Source organism: Streptosporangium sp. NPDC004631 (assembly GCF_053601935.1).
The window spans coordinates 1-17,449 of sequence record NZ_JBSGCR010000054.1 but is presented as its reverse complement, the minus strand read 5'-3'; the positions used below and the strand labels follow the sequence as shown (position 1 = coordinate 17,449).

Below are 17,449 nucleotides of genomic sequence, written 5' to 3'. Positions count from 1 at the left end.
CAGCGTGCGGACGTCGGAGCCGGTGCAGGTCGGCAGGGTGCCGCCGCCGGTGGAGACGGTGACGGACTTGGAGACGGTGCCGGTGGCGCCCTTGTTGTCGGTGACGGTCAGCTTGACGGTGTAGGTGCCGGAGGCGGTGTAGGTCTTGGAGGGGTTGGTGGCGGTGGAGGTGGTGCCGTCGCCGAAGTCCCAGGCGCGGGAGGCGATGGTGCCGTCGGAGTCGGTGGAGCCGTCGGTGAAGGTCACCGTGGCGCCGCTGACGCTGGAGGTGAAGGCCGCGGTGGGGGCCTGGTTGGTGCCGCCGCCGGTGGAGACGGTGACGGACTTGGAGACGGTGCCGGTGGCGCCCTTGTTGTCGGTGACGGTCAGTCTGACGGTGTAGGTGCCGGAGGCGGTGTAGGTCTTGGAGGGGTTGGTGGCGGTGGAGGTGGTGCCGTCGCCGAAGTCCCAGGCGCGGGAGGCGATGGTGCCGTCGGAGTCGGTGGAGCCGTCGGTGAAGGTCACCGTGGCGCCGCTGACGCTGGAGGTGAAGGCCGCGGTGGGCGCCTGGTTGGTGCCGCCGCTCCCGGCGCAGGCGCCGGTCGCGCAGGCGGTCAGCCAGGTGTTCCAGTCGGTGTTGTAGTTCAGGCCGGTCAGGAAGGTGCGGGCCGCGTTCCAGTTACCGGACCGGTAGTAACCCAGGAAGGTGGACACGTCGGAGGGGTGCTTCTCCAGCATGTACCGCACGGCCAGGTAGCCCCAGCGGTAGATGCGGGTGGTGTCGTCGTTGTAGGTGGTGTCGAACAGCTGACGCAGGGTGTAGGTCTTCTTGGCCGCCTCGGTGATCGCGATGTCGTAGACCTCCTGGCGGTAGGAGTAGGAGACGTACTCGGCGAAGCCCTCGATCCACCAGATGGTCGGGGTCGTGATGTTGGCGGTGAAGTCGCCGAACATGTTGAACCGGCCGTCGAGGTAGTGCGTGTACTCGTGGTTCAGGTTCCAGATCGCGAAGGTCGGGCGGAGCCACTCGGCCTCGTAGGCGATGAACCTCGGCTGGTTACCGGCCGCGCTGGGGTCGCCCTCCAGGTACATGCCGCCGTTGTTGGTGTCGATGCCGTACATGACGCCGGCGTAGGTGCCGTAGTCGGAGCTGGAGTTGAAGACGATCACCTCAAGGGAGGTGTTGTTGTCGTTGGCGACAGGCCCGTTGTCCCTGACGATGTTGTGGAAGTAGGCGTCCTGGTTGGCCAGGCTGGTGCAGCTCGTGCTGAGCTGGGCGGCGGTCATGTCCTGGGCCAGGATCCGCAGGGTGGAGCTGCAGGTGTGGCTGATCGGCAGCACCGCGGCCTTGACCCGGGCCTGCAGGTCACAGGTGCCGAAGTAGGAGCAGTTGGCCTTGTCGTAGTAGTCGGTCATCTCGGCGACGCCCACCCAGAGCCGGGCGGTGGTGCCGGTGAGGCTGCTACGGTCCAGCAGGGCCTTGCTCAGCGGGCGGACCTTGCTCTTGAGGCTGGCGTACTGCAGGAAGCGGCTCATCTCACGACCGGCGTTGGAGGTGAGGAAGTCGTTGTCGGTGCCCATCAGCGCCATGTTGTTGTTGGCGAAGCTGTAAAGGGTGTCGATGATGCTGGTGTCGCTCTGGACCAGCGTGGCGAACTCGGGCACCTGGTGACCGCGGAACATCACGGTGTAGACGCTGTTCACCGCGTTGAGCATGTACCAGTACTGGTTGTAGGAGCTGTTGTAGCCGTTGAGCAGCCGCTTCACCACGTAGAGGTAGCGGGCGTTCTCCTCGGCGCTGTCGATGAGGGTGACGGCCTCGGACAGGGTCTCGCCGTTGGCGTCGTTGACGTCGCTGGAGCGGCCGTTGGCGAAGAACGCGTCCAGTCCAGAGCGGATCGCGCTCTGGAGGGCGGTGCCGTAGGTGCCGACGGTGGACGGGTAGTACCAGTGCACGTAGTAGCCGGCCCGCAGGTAGAGGACGAGCTGCAGGGTGGAGTCGCTGTTGTCACCGGTGTAGCGCCCGCCGTTGTCGCGCAGGCCGTAGGCCACGTAGGTCATCTGCGACTCGCGGAACGCGTAGGTGGCGTCGCTTCCGGTCAGACCGAACAGGCTGTTGATGCACTCGGGGGTGGAGGCCTTGATGGCGTCGACCAGCGCCCATCCGGTGTTGGAGGTGAAGTTGCTGACCGTACACGCCGCGGCGGCCGCCTTCGCGCTGGCCTGGCCCGACTTCGCGGACTTCGTGGACTTCCTGGCGGGATCGGCGGCTGGAACGTCATAATCGCGTTTGAGTTCCTGGTCCGAGGACGGCAGCGGCGGTCGATCCTTGACCGCGAGCCGCTCCCGGCTCGTGTGCGGGGAGGGCGCGTTCAGCGAGCCCGACACCTCCCGATCCGGACGAGGGGCCGCCGCAGCTGCGGTTTTGGCGCCGGAGTGGGAGGTCGCGGCGTTGGCGGCGACCACACCTGCCTGAGTGATCAGTCCTAGGGTCAGAGCCGCGCCTAAGAGCACAGCGCTTGTGAGGGAACGACGTGGCTTAGATGTCACTTACTACTCCTGGGGGGTGGGAGCAGGACAGTCGGACGGCGAAGCTCGGCCGACTGCCATCCGTACCGGTTAGGTGAAATGTAAAATTGCACACCTTGTCCCGGTCCTACAAGGCCCAAGTTTTCCTCGTCCATCCTGTTACAGATGGATCGTCCGTTGGATGCCTCGGGAGCGGCCGGTCACGTCGGGCGCATGAATCCACAGCATCGGCACCGGTCAACGACTTTTGGACCGTGACAGTTAGGTGTCCCTGAAGGACGCGGCATACGCGCTGATCAGACGCGTGGCGTACGGGGCCGGGGCGCGGCTCCAAACGAAAATCTTACCTTTCCGTCCCGGGCGCACCCGTCAACGCCGTCCCCCTCTCCGAACCACCGCGGAGCCGTCCCCTCGCCACCGCGTCCGCTCACCCGGGGCGGGCCACTCCCGATCACGCGCCACGGCGGCGCCCGGCGCCATCGGACGCTCCCAACCGGGACCGGGCGACGCCGGCCGCCGTGGTCCACGGTCGGCCGGCACAGGCCATCGGTACGCTGCCCACGCGACCGGGAACAGGGACGGGGATCTGATCGGAGGAGATTTCGATGGTCAGAACCGGGGCGCCACGCGTATGCCTCCCGCACCGGGACTTCCACCCCGGCAACGTGCTTTTCCCCGAAGACGGCGACGGCCTGTGAATCAGCGGCATCGTCGACTGGGTGGAGACCTCCTGAGGGCCGGCCGACCTGGATGTGGCCCACTGCTCCTGAGGTGAGCCAGGTCGGGACCGCTTGGTCTCTGTCGGAGTGGGCGATGATGGCGTCGACGTCGAGAGGGGTCACCTCGGCGATGGATCCCCGACTGCTGCGTCAGGTCGTCTCTGCCACCTGAAATTCACCGAGGACGGGGCGGCAACGGGTCGCGTCATTCCTAAATCACAGGAAGCAAATCGGCCCAGTGTCCGTGATTCGGTCGAATTTACCTTCTCATGGCCTTCATTCGAGGGAACGCGTCGGACGAGCCTTCTGTCACAAGAGGATCACATACCTGAAATTCACCCGTCCTGGTCGGCCCTGAAATGTGAACCTCCTGGTAGGACCGTTACAGGAGGCCATGTGAGCATCAGGCACGAGGCGCTCGGATACGCCGTGATCGACCTTGAGACCACGGGCCTGCAACCGTCGTGGCACGACCGGGTCATCGAGATCGGCGTCGTTCACCTCGATGACGGAGGCCGGATCACGGGCGAATGGAGCACCCTCGTGAATCCGGAGCGTGACCTCGGACCGCAGCGCATTCACGGAATCAACACCGCCGACATTCGACACGCCCCATCCTTCGGAGACATATCCGGCGTTCTCACGGACATGTTTCAAGGGCGCGCCCTTGTGGCGCACAACCTGCGATTCGACTGGGCATTTCTCGAACACGAATACGCGCGACTGGGCACACCCGTTCCAAGCATCGACGGAATCGGCGTCTGCACGATGGTCGAAGCGGCCCGATTCCTCCCCGGTGCGCCGCGCAATCTCGCCGGCTGCTGCGCAGCGGCGGGCATTCGTCTGGATGACCACCACCACGCCCTCGCTGACGCGCGTGCCGCTGCGGGACTTCTCAGCTACTACCTGACCTCCGCGCACTCCCAGGTTCCGTGGCGAGCGTCTCTGGATCTGGCTGCGGAACTCGCCTGGCCGATGATCGAGAAGACCGACGTCGCCTGGGTGAGACGCGGCGTCGCGGCTGAACGCGACACTCACTTCCTGGCCCGCCTGGTGGACCGTCTTCCCCGCGCGCCTGAACCGCTTCACGCCGACAGCTACCTCGCACTGCTCGACCAGGTTCTCTTGGATCATCACATCTCCGCGGCCGAAGCCGACGCGCTGGTGGATCTCACTCGACAACTCGGGCTTTCGCGCGGCGATGTCGATCGCCTGCACCGCGACTACGTCGCCGGCCTCGTCTCGGCCGCTCTGGCCGACGGGATTGTCACCCCGGCCGAGCGGCACGAACTCGAACTCGTCACCGCACTCTTACGTATCCCTTCAGCCACTGTGGACGTCCTAATGGCGGAGAGTCCCGCGTCCACGGTCCCACGATTCCACTTCTCCCTCGTACCCGGTGATCTGATCGTCTTCACCGGAGACATGGACGGGGGGCGAGAGAGCTGGGAAGAGCGCGCCCGCGAGGCGGGCTTCGTTCCCCATGGCAATGTCACCAAGAAGGTACGGTTGGTCGTCGCCGCCGATCCGGACAGTTTATCCGGTAAAGCGCGTAAGGCGCGAGATTACGGCATCCCTATCGTTATGCCTGAAGCATTCGCCCGGATGCTCGGATGACTACGGGTGGGACGAAGGAAACCGGTGCACGGAGCTCTGATATCCGCGCATGGCCGATACGCCCGGTGTCGCCTTCAACGGCAGGCCCGGCGTCAACAGGTCCACTCTTCCTGAAACACGAACCCGGCGTCGCCAGGAGTGGAGTCGCCCCGGTTTGGTCCCGGGCTTTCACGGTGAATTTCAGCGCGCCTGGTCGCTTACATGAGAAAAATGCCTCTGAACTGGGATGATCGGACTTTTCTAAGTACGTGTCCGACGGCGCCGCCGGCCTGCCCTGCTCACCCGGGCCGCCACCGGTCACCCCACGATCACCAAGGTCTGGGCCGACAGCCACCAGGACCTGCGCCGCTCCTTACTCGAACCGCCCGCACGACTACGGCCTGGAGCCGCACCCCCGATCAACCTCGGCGATGCCCGGAGACTGTCGGAGCCCCCGCGTAACCTCCCCGTGAAGGCGGAGCCCCTGCCCGCTGATTTGCACCGGACTCGATGTTGCGAAGGGTGTCTTCGATGTCGGAACCGCATACCTGGCTCACCGGCCTCGGGCTGGTCGAGTCACCACGCTGGCACGACGGCCGTCTGTATTTCTCCGACTGGACGGCGCACGAGGTGATCGCGCTCGACCTGGACGGTAAACACGAAGTGGTGGCCCGGGTGGAGTCGTTTCCGCTCTGTACGGCGTGGCAGGCGGATGGGCGGCTGGTGATCGTCGACTCCAGGCGGGGGCTCCTGAAGCGCTTGGAACCCGACGGCTCGCTGGTGACCCTTGCCGATCTGAACAGCCTCGGACGCGGCTGGAACGACATCGTCATCGACGGCCGAGGCAACATCTACATCAATCGCATCGGCTTCGACATGCTCGGCGGTGGGGCGTTCGCCCCCGGATATGTCGTGCACGTCGGCCCCGACGGCTCGGCGCGTGAGGTGGCCGACGACATCGCCTTTCCCAACGGCATGGCCGTGACGCAGGACAACTCGACGCTGATCGTCGCCGACTCGTACGGCAACAGGCTCACGGCCTTCGACATCGAGGCCGACGGCGGCCTGTCGAACCGTCGGGTCTGGGCCGACACCGGCGAGGACCACCCCGACGGCATCTGCATCGACGCCGAGGGCGCCGTCTGGTACGCCGACGTCGGCAACAGGCACTGTGTTCGCGTCCGGGAGGGCGGTGAGGTCCTTCAGACGGTCGCCGTCGACCGGGGATGCTTCGCCTGCGTACTCGGCGGCCAGGACGGGAAGACGTTGTTCATCGTGGCGGCCGAGTGGCGCATGCCCGAGATGGTTCCCCCCGGAACCGGACGAGTGCTCTCAACCCAGGTCACGGTACCCGGCGCCGGCTGGCCATAGATTTCGGCGACACCCCGGAAATCGTTGGGGCCACCACGTGATCTCACCGTGATCCGCTGGCTGCCGGGCGGGCACAGCCCGCCCGGCAGGAGAGACTACGGCGGCTCACCTCACCGCCGTCACGCCGGTTTCATCGGCCCTGCTCCTCGAACTCGCCGACGCTGCCCGCTCGCCCCGGTAGGAGCAGGGCGGTGATGACCACGGCCACGGACATCGCCGCGCCGATGATGAAGGCCAGCCGCATGCCGTCGAGGTTGGCGAGCGCCTCCGTAACCCCCTCGGATCTCAGGGCATCGGCTCGCGCGCTCATCACGGTGACCACGAGCGCGGTGCCGATGGCCGCGGAGACCTGCTGTAGCGTGCTCAGGATCGAGCTGGCGTGGGAGTAGAGCGGCGGCGGGACTGCTCCGAGCCCGAGGGTGAACACCGGAGTGAAGGTCGCGGCCAGACTCACCATCAGCAGCGCGTGCAGACCGAGGAGCTGCCAGAACGGCATGGTCATCGTGACCTGGGTGAAGCCGACGAGCGCGAGCATGATCCCGATCGCGCCGGGGATGACCAGAACCCGGCCGCCGAACCGGTCGAACAGGCGGCCGACGGTCGGACCGAGCAGCCCCATCGCGAGGCCGCCCGGCATGACGAGGAGTCCGGTCTGCAGGGCGCTGAGCCCGCGGACGTTCTGCAGGTACAGCGGCAGCAAGATCATCGAGCCGAGCATCGCCATGAAGGACACCGACATCAGGATCAGCGCGATCGTGTAGGTGCGGTGGCGCAGGGTACGCAGGTCCATCAGCGGCACGCCGTGCTTCTGCAACGACAGCTGGCGGACGACGAAGACGGCGATGGCGACCAGGCCGGCCGCCACGGTTGCGGCGGCAACGCGGACGTCACCGCCCTCGAACCGGCTGAGCCCGTAGACCAGGCCGCCGAAGCCTGCGGCGGCGGTCACCACGCTCAACCAGTCGATGGTGCTGAACCGGGGCTCTCCGACGTTCTTGAGCTGCTTCAGGCCACCCCATGTGATCACGGCGGCGATGGGGAGCACCACGGCGAACAGCAGCCGCCAGGACCCGAATTGGAGGATCACCCCCGAGACCGCCGGGCCCATCGCGGGCGCGACCGAGATGGCCAGGGTGACGTTGCCCATCACCCGGCCCCGGTCCGCCTCGGGCACCACCTGCATCAGCGTGGTCATCAGCAACGGCATCATCACGGCCGTCCCGGACGCCTGGATGATGCGGGCGCCCAGCAGCACCTCGAACGACGGCGCGACGATGGCCAACGCCGTGCCGAGCAGGAACAGACCCATCGCGGTGGCGTACGCCTGGCGGGTGGACACCCGCTGCAGGAACCACCCGGTGATCGGGATGACGGCGGCCATGGTCAGCATGAAGGCGGTCGAGAGCCACTGCGCGGTCTGCTCGGTGATGTGCAGCGCGCCCATCAGCCGCGGGATCGCGTTGATCATGATCGTCTCGTTGAGGATGACCACGAATGTGGCGAGCACCAGCAGCCGGATCACGGCCGGGGGGCGACCCGAGACGACGGTCGCGGATTTGGCGGGTGAGTCGAGCTGTGGGCTGGGCACGGTACCTCGATCGGGTTGTCGGACATGACGTGTTCACGGCTGGCGTCCCAGCCCTGGGTCTCACAAGAAGTTGTGGCCATGCAAAGACTGACCTGCACCACCGACAAAACTGGTCGACCGTGCCCAACATTCCGGAAAGTGATGCGAAATGTCACCCGGTTTTCACTGGCGGTAGACGATCTCCAGATCATGCGAAGGAGCACCCGCACCGCTCCACGACCTGGGCGGACACCTCGCGCACCCCGCGTCCTGAGAGCTGGGCCACCACGCCGGAAGGCAAGAAGTCCCGCAAGCGGGCCTACGGCAAGACCCGTGAGGAGACTCCCGAGAAGTGGCTCAAGCTCCACGAGATGGCGAGCAAGGGGCCGGTGCCGACCAAGCACCCCACCCTTGCCTCCTACCTGGCGCGTCGGCCCGCCGAGGTGATCGAACCCGACCGGGAGCCGACGACCTAGGTTTCGGCGTCGGTTTCGGGGCGGACGGCGACCGACGGGTCGACGATCTACGACACGCGATGGAGACGCTGGGCGGGTGCCTCGCCCAGATCTACGGGCAGGGAGAGGCCCCGATGACCATCTCGACGCTGTCGAAGAAGGACCACGCCCGGAGCGCGGAGGCCGGTGGGGAGCGGCTCCTGGGGAGCGTCGGCAAGCCGTTCTCGTCCGTCTCGGTGCGCATCCGCACGGACGACGGGCGCGAGGCGTCGGCCGACACCCCCGGCGAGGTGTTCGTCAAGGGCGGTGTGGTCATGTCCGGATACTGGAAGGACGAGGATGCCTCGGCGGAGGTCTTGCGGGAGGGCTGGCTACGCACGGGGGACATCGGTGTCCTGGACGCCGACGGCTACCTCACGCTGCTGGACCGCTCGAAGGACGTCATCATCACGGGAGGCAGCAACGTCTATCCCCGCGAGGTGGAGGAGGTGCTTCAGGCGCATCCGGGCGTCGCCGAGGTGAGCGTGATCGGCCGGCCGGATCCGGAGTGGGGGGAACGCGTTGTCGCGTTCGTCGTCCCCGGATCAGGGGCATCGGTGGACGGAGCAGCACTGGACAGGCACTGTCTCGCCCACTTGGCGCGTTTCAAGCGCCCCAAGGCGTACCACTTCCTGGATTCTCTCCCGAAGAACGAATACGGCAAGATCCTCAAAAAAGCCCTGCGCCGTATGGAGACCTGACGGGCCGGGTAGAGCAGGCCGCCGATCGAGTCGAGTGGAAGCCGCGAGCGTACGGCGACGACGTGAATCGGCGGGTCGGCGGCGAATCCCCGGAGTCGTGGTGCTCCGGCTCTGGCCGCCTCGTCGCCGTCGGAGCCGATCGCCGGTTCGACGGCAAGGTCTAGGCCGGACCGGCACCGTCGGCGAAGTACAGCAGAACCATCTCGACCAGCGCGGCGACGTCGGCGTCGACCATCGGCTCGCCGGTCATGCCCATGCGGTGGAGCAGGGTTCCGACGACGACGTCGACGAAGAACAGGACCCGGTTCTCGGGCTCGCCGAGTGCTTCCTGGAGTGCGAGCCGGTAGGGGTCTTGCAACCGTGCGGACAGGACCTCGCGCAGGGCCGGGTCGCTGACGGCGTCACTGAACACGCCTGCGAAAGCGTCGCCCACTCCGGGCTCTCCGATCTTCGCCGCGATCCAGTGGATGGCCGAGGACATGAGCTCGGACCGAGTGGTGCCCTCCAGCGGCGCCGGGCCGAACGCGTCAAGTAGGCAGTCCACGATAAGCGCGCCCTTCGACGGCCAGCGACGGTAGATCGTCGACTTGGCGATTCCGGCCACGGCGGCGATGCGGTCGACGGTGGCGCGCGCGTAGCCGAGTTCGTGGACCGCGCTCAGCGTCGCGGCGAAGACCACGGCGTTGACGCCGGAGCGTGGGCGACCGGGGGGTCTGGCGGATGTGGTCGCTTTGGTCATGCTCACACGATAGCCTGCTGCGCTACTGTTGGTATCGATACCTTTAGTAGCGAAACTGTTGGGCCGAGGAGGAGACATGAGCGAGGTCACCGATACGGAGAGGCCGCCACTGGGCGTCCGGTTGCTGCGCGCCCTGGGGAGGGAGCCGGACTGGTTGGCGATGACGGCTGAGGAACTGGTCGCCTTGCGCGACGCGGTGAACCGCAAGCGGGCGTCCCGTCTGGCGCGGCTGATCAGCGGGTTTCCGGACCGCCGCGCCACGATCCGGTGGCGGGAGGTGGCGCTGCCCGGCCGGGGGCTCCGAGTCCGGGTGTACCGGCCCTCACCCGGGCGCGGCGGCGAACACGCCGCCCGGGCCGGCCTGCCGCTCGTGCTCCACGTGCACGGAGGCGGGTTCGTGGGCACGGCGGTGCAGAGCGACTGGGTGAACAGCCATCTCGCCGCGCGGCTGCCCGCGGTCGTGGTCTCGGTCGAGCACCGCCTCCTCGATCCGGAGACTCCGCTGTCGGCGGCCGTGGACGACGGCTGGGACGTACTCGGGCACGTGGTGCGGCACGCCGAGCAGTGGGGAGTCGACCCGGCACGGACCGCCGTCTTCGGTGAGAGCACCGGCGCGATGGTCACCGCCCTGGCCGCGATCCGGGCGAGAGAGTCCGGCCCGCCCCTGCGGGCGCAGGTGCTGGTCAACCCCGCTGTCGACCTGACCTCGACGGGGTTCGACCACGCCTCGATCAGCCGGCACGCCAACAGCCCGACCCTCACCGTGAAGCAGATGCGGCTGTTCCAGCGGCTCGCCGTTCCGCCGGGAACGGACCCTCGTGCGGTGTCGCCGCTGTACGCCGACGATCTGAGCGGGCTGGCGCCGGCGCTCGTGGTGGTGCCGACCATTGATCCGGTGGCCGATCACGGCCGCCGTTACGCCGAACGACTGCGGGCGGCCGGGACGCCCACGCGGCTCACCGAACACCCCGGAGCGACGCACGCGTTTCTCAGCATGCCGGGCGTGGTACCGCAGGCGAAGGCCGCGCGGGCGGAGATCGTCGAGTTCCTCCGGGGGACCCTCGCCGGGTGACGGGTTCCGGCCTGCCGGTCTCCGCTCCACACCAGTGCCTCCATGGACGACGTCCGGGGGCCGCCGACACAGTCGGCGGGCCCCGGGCATACGACCATCGGCTCGACCACGGACCTGGCCGCGATAAGACGAGAGGAGATGACCATCACCGACCTCGCCCAGGCGAGGGAGCAGTCCCCACCACCGGACGCCGAATCCGCCGACCCATGGTTCAGTCGTCGTCGGCGGTGTCGATCTGCGCGAGCTCGGCAGCCGGAAGCTCTACCGGACGGTCTCCTTCGTCTTCCAGGACGTTCGCCTGCTGCGCGCGTCGGTCACGGACAACATCGCGCTCGCGGTACCGCATGCCGACCTCGACGACGTGATTCGCGCAGCCCGGCCGGCGGCCGGACTGGTGTGCCCCGGGTTGAGTGGAGGCAGTGGTGTACCCCGGCTGATCGCGCGGACCGCTCCCGCGTCTCGGCAAGGTCAACGGTGTTCATCGCTCTTCGCTCTCCATCAACCTCGAAAGATCGTCTACTGGTGCCTGCCACTGTCACAGACACCTGCTCAGCGACTTCTCCGACTTGATCGGCTTCCAGGTGTGTACGCCAGTGTCCAGGGACGTTGTTAGCGATGGCATTAGCAATGCCGGTCGAGCCGACAGCCGTCCCGAGACGACACGTCTGTGTTGCCGCTCGGCGGTCCTCGCGGCGTTGAGCGCCCTTGCAGGCGACGTTGATCGCCTCTTCGAGCCGCGTAATAGCTGGCCAACAGGCTGTGCGCCGTCCATGGACGTTCGCGATGGTCTACCGGCGTGTAGTCACGTTGACACTCACGGGGCCTGGTACCGCCTCACTCTCCTTCGGGCACCTCATCGAGAGCGGACGCCTGGCAAACCCTTGATCAGATCAGCCTGCCGACATCGCCTTCGCGGTGACGCTACCCAAACTCGGTCGCGGAGTGGTGGCAACGCCCAGTGTCGCCCAGCCAACTTGTACGCGGGGTCTCACGGGCAATGTCCTGTTCCACCCCAGCCGCCCGTCCGATATGCCGACGGCCTCCAAGGCTCCGATCACCCCAGGTGAACTGGCTTGCTTCGCCCGGCTGGTGGAGGGACGAATCCGCGGAGCTCCCGGCAACCGGTGAAACCCGGTCGAGGGCGCCGTGAAACCGGCGCCGCCGAGAGTAAAGCCATGAGCATCACAGAACTCGGACGTATCGGGGGCGGCCCGGCCCCCGACGGGGGCACCGATCTGGCCGTACGTGCGGAAGGGCTTGTGAAGACGTTCGGTGAGCACCGTGCCGTCAACGGGATCGACCTGGACGTACGCCCGGGTGAGATCTTCGGCGTCCTCGGCCCGAACGGCGCCGGCAAGACCACCATGCTACGGATGCTGGCCACCCTGTTGAAGATCGACGCGGGCCGTGCCGAGATCTTCGGGGTCGACGTGGCCGACAACCCGCACGTGATCCGGCAGCTGGTCGGCGTCACCGGACAGTACGCGTCGGTCGACGAGAACCTGACCGCCCGCGAGAACCTCTGGCTCTTCAGTCGCCTGCAGGGCATCGCCGCGCCGCGCGCCCGGCGCATCGCCACGGAATTGCTGGGCCAGTTCGACTTGGAGGAAGCCGCCGACAAACCGATCGCGCAGTTCTCCGGCGGCATGCGCCGGCGTCTCGACCTGGCGGCCAGCCTGATCACCAGGCCACCGCTGATCTTCCTCGACGAGCCGACCACCGGTCTCGATCCGCGCACGCGCGGTCAGATGTGGGACACCATCCGCGGTCTGGTCGCCGACGGCTGCACAGTGCTGCTGACCACACAATATTTGGACGAGGCCGACCAGCTCGCCGATCGCGTCGCTGTCATCGACCACGGCCGCAAAGTCGCCGAGGGCACCCCCGACGCGTTGAAGACCGCGGTCGGCGACTCCGCCCTCCACCTGCTGCTCGCCGAGCCGGGCGAGGTGCCCACCGCCGTGGAGGTCGTGCGGCGCGTCCTCGGCTCCGACCCGACCCTCAGCCCGGAGCAGGGCCGCCTCAACGTCGCCCTCGACCAGGCCGACCAGGCCGCGGACGTACTGATCGCGCTGCGCGCCGCCGGGGTGTCGATTTCCTCGGTGAGCGTGGCCAAGCCCAGCCTGGACGAGGTGTTCCTCGCCCTCACCGGCCACGAAACGGATGGGAACGACGAGACCGGCGCGGAGGAGAATCGATGAGCACCATGATCGCACCCGCCCGCGAGGTGGTCCGTACCGCCGACCGTGTAGCGGCCGCCCGGCGGCGCGTCTCCATGAGGGAGACCGTCGGCCAGACCCTGATGATGGCGTGGCGGGCTCTCAAGAAGATGCGCCGCAACCCGGAGCAGTTCTTCGACGTGGCGCTGCAGCCGATCCTGTTCACCGCGATGTTCGCCTTCATCTTCGGCGGCGCCATCGCCGGCGACGTGGAGAGCTACCTGCCCCTGATGATCCCCGGCATCCTCGCCCAGACCGTGCTGACGACGTGCATGGCCACGGGCACGCAGCTCCGAGAGGACTTGGAGAAGGGCGTCTTCGACCGGTTCAAGTCGTTGCCGATCTCCCGGATCGCACCGCTCGCCGGCCCGATGGTGGCCGACCTGCTGCGCTACACGATCGCGGCCACTCTGACCTTCGCCATGGGTCTGGTGATGGGCTACCGCCCGGGCGGCGGATTAGGCGGCGTGTTCGCCGCGATCCTGCTGGCGATCTTCACGGGCTGGTCGCTGGCGTGGGTCTTCACCTGGGTCGGCACGATCGCCCGGAGCGCCCAGGCCGTACAGGGCATCTCAATGATGATCTTGTTCCCGCTGACGTTCCTGTCGAACGCGTTCGTCCCCGTCGAGACCCTGCCCGGCTGGCTGGCCGCGTTCGTACGGATCAACCCGGTCTCACACCTGGTCACGGCCGCCCGCGACCTCGCCAACAGCGCCCTCGTCAGCGGAGAGGTGGCCTGGACGCTCCTGGCGTGCCTGATCGTCATCGCGATCTTCGCGCCGCTGTCGGTGCGCAGCTACAAGCGGCACATGTGACCTGCGCCCGGCCCGGCCGGAGACCTGCTCGACGAGACTCCGCGCCTCGTCGAGCAGGTCGGAGCCGCGTCGATCGCGGTACTCGACCCGCACGGCGGCGATCACCCCGGGCGCGGCCTGCTCCGCGTACGGTTCGATCCGCTCGAAGGTCATGCTGGGCATGCCGCTGTTGTACGCGAACCGCTCGGCCAGCACCAGCAGTCCGATCGCGTCGCGGGGGGCCATGGCTCTCCGCAGCAGCCCCCAGGCGCCGAGCGCGAAGAGCATCGAGCCGCACAGCGGGTAGTCGAAGACCGGGTTTTCCACGGTCAGCAGGTCGTAGTCCCGGACGGTGAAGAACAACTCCTCGCCGTACCGGACGTCTTCCGGCGGGGCGTGGTACGCGTACGCCGTCAGGGTGACCGATATCGCGACGATCGTCCACGGCGTGAACTCCGCGTGCGGCACTCCCGTCAGGCTCAGGTCGCGCGCCCGCTGGACGGCCAGACGGTATTCCGCGAGCGCGGCGGCCGTCTCGCCGCGGGCGAGGGCGAGCTCGGCCGCGCACAACGAGACGATCGCCACCCCGCCGAGCACCGCCTCGTTGTCGTTGATCCGGGTGATCTCGGCGAGTTCGGCCTCGGCGGTGTCGAGATCGCCGTCGGCGAGCGCGGAGATCAGCAGCACCGCGCGGAGCTGCGTCTCGTCGTCGGTGGCGCCGACCCGGCTCAGCACCGGGATGGCGGTTCGCGCGTGTCCGACCGCCCGCCGGCGGTCACCGAGCTTCATGACCAGGTGGGCCAGCACGGCGTGCATGGTCGCGGCGAACCACGGACCCTCGTCCTCGCGAAGCATCGTCAGGGTCCGCTCGGCGGCCTCGATCGCCCCGGTCATGTCTCCCGCGTTCTCCAAGACGTGGACGCTCATCTGCGTCGCCGCCAAGGCCACGTCACGGTCGGTGCTCCGGCACAGCTCCGCCAGCCGCCGGCGTACGTCGGCGCCATCGGCCGCGAGCAGCACCGTGGCCATCGCCGCCACCCGGGGATCCGTCATGTCACCGGTGGGCAGCGTACGGAGGAGGTCGCGCAGCGGATCGCTACGGTGGTCGGTGATGATCACGAGGTTCATGAGCGTGATCATCATGGCGGCCCTGGTCGCCTCGACGAGGTACGGCGGCGGCATCCAGCCGGTGATCACTTGGGTGATCGCGCCCTGGTGAACGAGGATCCGGGAGTGGTCGCCACGGATCGACCACAGCGCGCCGACGCCGGCCAGCAACTGGACCGTCGTGACGGGATCGGACTCGCCGAGAGCCTGCCGGAGCAGATCGGCGAGGTTGCTCTCCTCGGCACGCAACGCGTCGACCGCCGCGAACTGCGCCGGGCTGAACAGCTCGCAGGCGTGTTCGAGGGCGTACGCCGTCGCCCAGGCCCGCTGCGCCCCCCGGGCGGGCGCCTCCTCGCCGGCCTCCTTCAGCCGCATCCGCCCGAACTCCCTGACGGTCTCCAGCATCCGGTAGCGGAGGCCGTACGTTGTCTCGCGGACGCTCAGCATCGACTGCTCGGTCAGCGCGTCCACGACGCGCAGGGCGTCCGGGCCGAGGACGTGCTCGGCCGCGGCCAGCGTGAAACCGTCGCCGAACAGCGACAACCACCGCAACGCCCGCCGTTCCGGCTCGTCCAGCAGATTCCACGACCAGTCGATGACCGCGAGCAGCGTCTGGTGCCGGTCGGGGGCCGTACGGTTCCCGCCGCGCAGCAGGGCGAACCGGTCCGCCAGGCGCCGCGCGATCTCCTCCACCGACATCACCCGTACCTTGGCCGCGGCCAGTTCGATCGCGAGCGGCAGCCCGTCGAGGCGGGCGACGACCTCCCCGACCACTCCCTCGTCGATCCGCACACCCGGGCGGGCGGCTGTGGCGCGCTGGCGGAACAACTCGACCGCGTCGCCCGTGGGCAGCTCGCCGAGCGGGTAGACGCGTTCGGCGGGGATCGACAAGGGGGCGCGCGAGGTGATGAGCACCCGCAGGTCGCGGGTCGTCACGGTCAGGAACGCCACCAGGTCGGCGACGGCCTCGATCACGTGCTCGCAGTTGTCCAGGATCAGCAGCGCCGGAGTCTGGTCGAGATGCTGGGCGATCCGGGCGCGAACGTTGGAGCGCCGCTCGGTGGTCAGGGCACGACGCCCGCTGACCGAGTCCCGAACCCCAAGCGCCGAGCCCACCTCGCCCACCACGCCCTCCGGCGAGGAGACGCCGACGAGCTCGACGAAGTGGGCGACGGGCTGCGCGGCGTTCCTGCCGACGACATGAGCCAGCCGCGTCTTGCCCAGCCCACCAGGGCCGATGATGGAGACCACCCGGTTCGTCTGCGACAGGGCGTGCACCGCACGGATGTCGCCGTCGCGGCCGAGCAGCGAGGAACCGTCGAACAGGATGCCCTCACGCACCGGCCGATCGGCGACGAGGAGTCCGGCGTACACGCGGGCAAGCTCAGGCCCCGGTTCGCTGCCGAGCCGCGCGACCACGCCCGCGCGATACCGCTCGTAGCGTTCCAGAGCGGCGGCGGGACCTCGTACGGCGGCCTCGCTGTGCAGCAGACAGGCGAGCAGTTCCTCGTCGTGCGGCCGATCGGCCGCGGCCTCCTCCAGCAGCGGCAGCGCGTCCTTGTGAGCACCGCTCCGGCCCCGCGCGATCGCCGCCACCCGTCGCGCCTCGGCCACCCGCCCCGCCGCGACGCCCCTCAGCTCCGCGAGTGGGCCCGTGGCGCCGTCCAAAGCGAGGGGACCCGCGGCGCCGTCCAAGCCGCCGGCCACGAGACCCATGGCCTCTTCGGCGCGGCGACGCGCGAGCGCCATGTCGTCCTCGCCCAGTGCGGTCCGCGCCTGCTCCACCAGCGCGCCGAGCAGCAGCGCGTCCACCTGGCCGGCGGGCAGCCCGAGCCGGTAACCACGCGGAATCCGCACCACGACGTCGGCACAGGTCGCCGCCCTGGTCCGCGAGACGACCACCTGCAGCGCCTTCGTCGGGTTGGCCGGAGTCTCGTCGGGCCACAACTCCTCGATCAGGCGCTCGTCACCGACCCCCGCACGCCCGTACATGGCGAGCACGGCCAGCAGGGTGTGCGCGCGATCGCCGATCACGCGCACACCCTGCCAGCGGACGCCGTCGAGCAGGACCAGTGCGGGAGACACATCTCCAGCTTACGGACGAGTCACCGTTGAAGAGCGTGACTACATGGGGACCTTGAGGAGTGGATCGAGGCTGACGAGGGGATGAGGTCTACGGGCAAGACCAGCGCCTGCGCGTCACCCTGGAGCAGCACCAACGGGCTACCACCGATCATCTACGAACAGCGAATCGCAGCCGTCGGAGCGGGCACCGGGGCGAGGCTGTGGCAGCCTATCGCCGCATAGAAAAGTCTCCACGATTTCAGGGGATTGCCACGGGCCTTGGAGCGGGTTACTCGAAGCTGTGTGGTCCGGGGTGGCTTTGGAACAGCAGGCAGTAATCGGGGTCGTCGGGGTCTTCCGTTGATTTCGACCACTTGTGGAACGGTGATCGCTGGTGCGTGCCGGGGTGTCAGCGGCCCGGCTGGATGGTGATCAGTATCGGCTGTTCGGTGATCTGCAGGGTATGCGGGGCGGGCGTGGAGCGTCCGTCCAAGAATC

11 protein-coding genes and 2 pseudogenes are annotated in these 17,449 nt (G+C 68.1%); 8 read left to right on the top strand and 5 right to left on the bottom strand.

Annotated elements, in window-relative coordinates:
• On the bottom strand, nt 1-2,367 hold a 2,367-nt coding region (locus ACWEF2_RS30760; protein ID WP_453819778.1), incomplete at its 3' end, for a collagenase.
• A gap of 1,256 nt (nt 2,368-3,623) precedes the next feature.
• On the opposite strand from ACWEF2_RS30760, the gene ACWEF2_RS30755 reads away from it, so the two are divergent.
• A complete protein-coding gene (locus ACWEF2_RS30755; protein WP_453819777.1) occupies nt 3,624-4,844 on the top strand; it encodes an exonuclease domain-containing protein in 1,221 nt (406 codons plus the stop codon).
• A 510-nt stretch (nt 4,845-5,354) separates the two neighbouring features.
• Complete coding sequence (locus ACWEF2_RS30750; RefSeq protein WP_453819776.1) at nt 5,355-6,194, top strand: SMP-30/gluconolactonase/LRE family protein; 840 nt, start codon at nt 5,355-5,357, stop codon at nt 6,192-6,194.
• A gap of 130 nt (nt 6,195-6,324) precedes the next feature.
• On the opposite strand, the gene ACWEF2_RS30745 is transcribed toward ACWEF2_RS30750, so the two are convergent.
• Entirely contained in the window at nt 6,325-7,782 is a 1,458-nt protein-coding gene (locus ACWEF2_RS30745; protein WP_453819775.1) for an MDR family MFS transporter, read from the bottom strand.
• Between the two features lie 119 nt (nt 7,783-7,901).
• On the opposite strand from ACWEF2_RS30745, the gene ACWEF2_RS30740 reads away from it, so the two are divergent.
• The 3 genes and pseudogenes from ACWEF2_RS30740 to ACWEF2_RS30730 all read left to right on the top strand — a co-directional run bounded on the left by ACWEF2_RS30740 (nt 7,902) and on the right by ACWEF2_RS30730 (nt 8,956).
• Nucleotides 7,902-8,237, top strand: coding sequence for a hypothetical protein (locus tag ACWEF2_RS30740; protein WP_453819780.1), 336 nt, complete (start codon nt 7,902-7,904; stop codon nt 8,235-8,237).
• Nucleotides 8,238-8,293: 56 nt separating this feature from the next.
• Nucleotides 8,294-8,533 (top strand): annotated as a pseudogene (locus ACWEF2_RS30735) (AMP-binding protein); the annotation flags it as partial.
• Nucleotides 8,531-8,956 carry a class I adenylate-forming enzyme family protein gene (locus ACWEF2_RS30730; protein ID WP_453819779.1) on the top strand — a complete coding sequence of 142 codons (426 nt, stop codon included), beginning with the start codon at nt 8,531-8,533 and terminating at the stop codon, nt 8,954-8,956. The pseudogene ACWEF2_RS30735 and the gene ACWEF2_RS30730, both read left to right, overlap by 3 nt.
• A gap of 160 nt (nt 8,957-9,116) precedes the next feature.
• On the opposite strand, the gene ACWEF2_RS30725 is transcribed toward ACWEF2_RS30730, so the two are convergent.
• Nucleotides 9,117-9,695: a TetR/AcrR family transcriptional regulator gene (locus ACWEF2_RS30725; RefSeq protein ID WP_453819774.1), complete on the bottom strand. Its 579-nt coding sequence runs from the start codon at nt 9,693-9,695 to the stop codon at nt 9,117-9,119.
• Nucleotides 9,696-9,771: 76 nt separating this feature from the next.
• On the opposite strand from ACWEF2_RS30725, the gene ACWEF2_RS30720 reads away from it, so the two are divergent.
• On the top strand, nt 9,772-10,767 hold the full coding sequence (locus ACWEF2_RS30720; RefSeq protein ID WP_453819773.1) for an alpha/beta hydrolase: 996 nt from the start codon (nt 9,772-9,774) through the stop codon (nt 10,765-10,767).
• 211 nt (nt 10,768-10,978) lie between these two features.
• Here ACWEF2_RS30720 and ACWEF2_RS30715 read toward each other — a convergent pair whose 3' ends face one another.
• The gene (locus tag ACWEF2_RS30715) at nt 10,979-11,113 is read right to left on the bottom strand and encodes a hypothetical protein (RefSeq protein WP_453819772.1); all 135 of its coding nucleotides are present in this window, start codon (nt 11,111-11,113) and stop codon (nt 10,979-10,981) included.
• An 829-nt stretch (nt 11,114-11,942) separates the two neighbouring features.
• Between ACWEF2_RS30715 and ACWEF2_RS30710 the strand changes: the two genes are divergently transcribed.
• Both ACWEF2_RS30710 and ACWEF2_RS30705 read left to right on the top strand, forming a co-directional pair.
• Nucleotides 11,943-12,968 (top strand): ATP-binding cassette domain-containing protein, encoded by a 1,026-nt coding sequence (locus ACWEF2_RS30710; protein ID WP_453819771.1) that lies wholly within the window; start codon nt 11,943-11,945, stop codon nt 12,966-12,968.
• Complete coding sequence (locus ACWEF2_RS30705) at nt 12,965-13,801, top strand: ABC transporter permease (protein ID WP_453819770.1); 837 nt, start codon at nt 12,965-12,967, stop codon at nt 13,799-13,801. Before ACWEF2_RS30710 ends, ACWEF2_RS30705 begins: the two co-directional genes overlap by 4 nt.
• A gap of 1,680 nt (nt 13,802-15,481) precedes the next feature.
• Here the strand turns inward: ACWEF2_RS30705 and ACWEF2_RS30700 are convergent.
• Nucleotides 15,482-16,879: pseudogene (locus ACWEF2_RS30700) on the bottom strand (ATP-binding protein); the annotation flags it as partial.
• Nucleotides 16,880-17,449 lie beyond the last annotated feature (570 nt).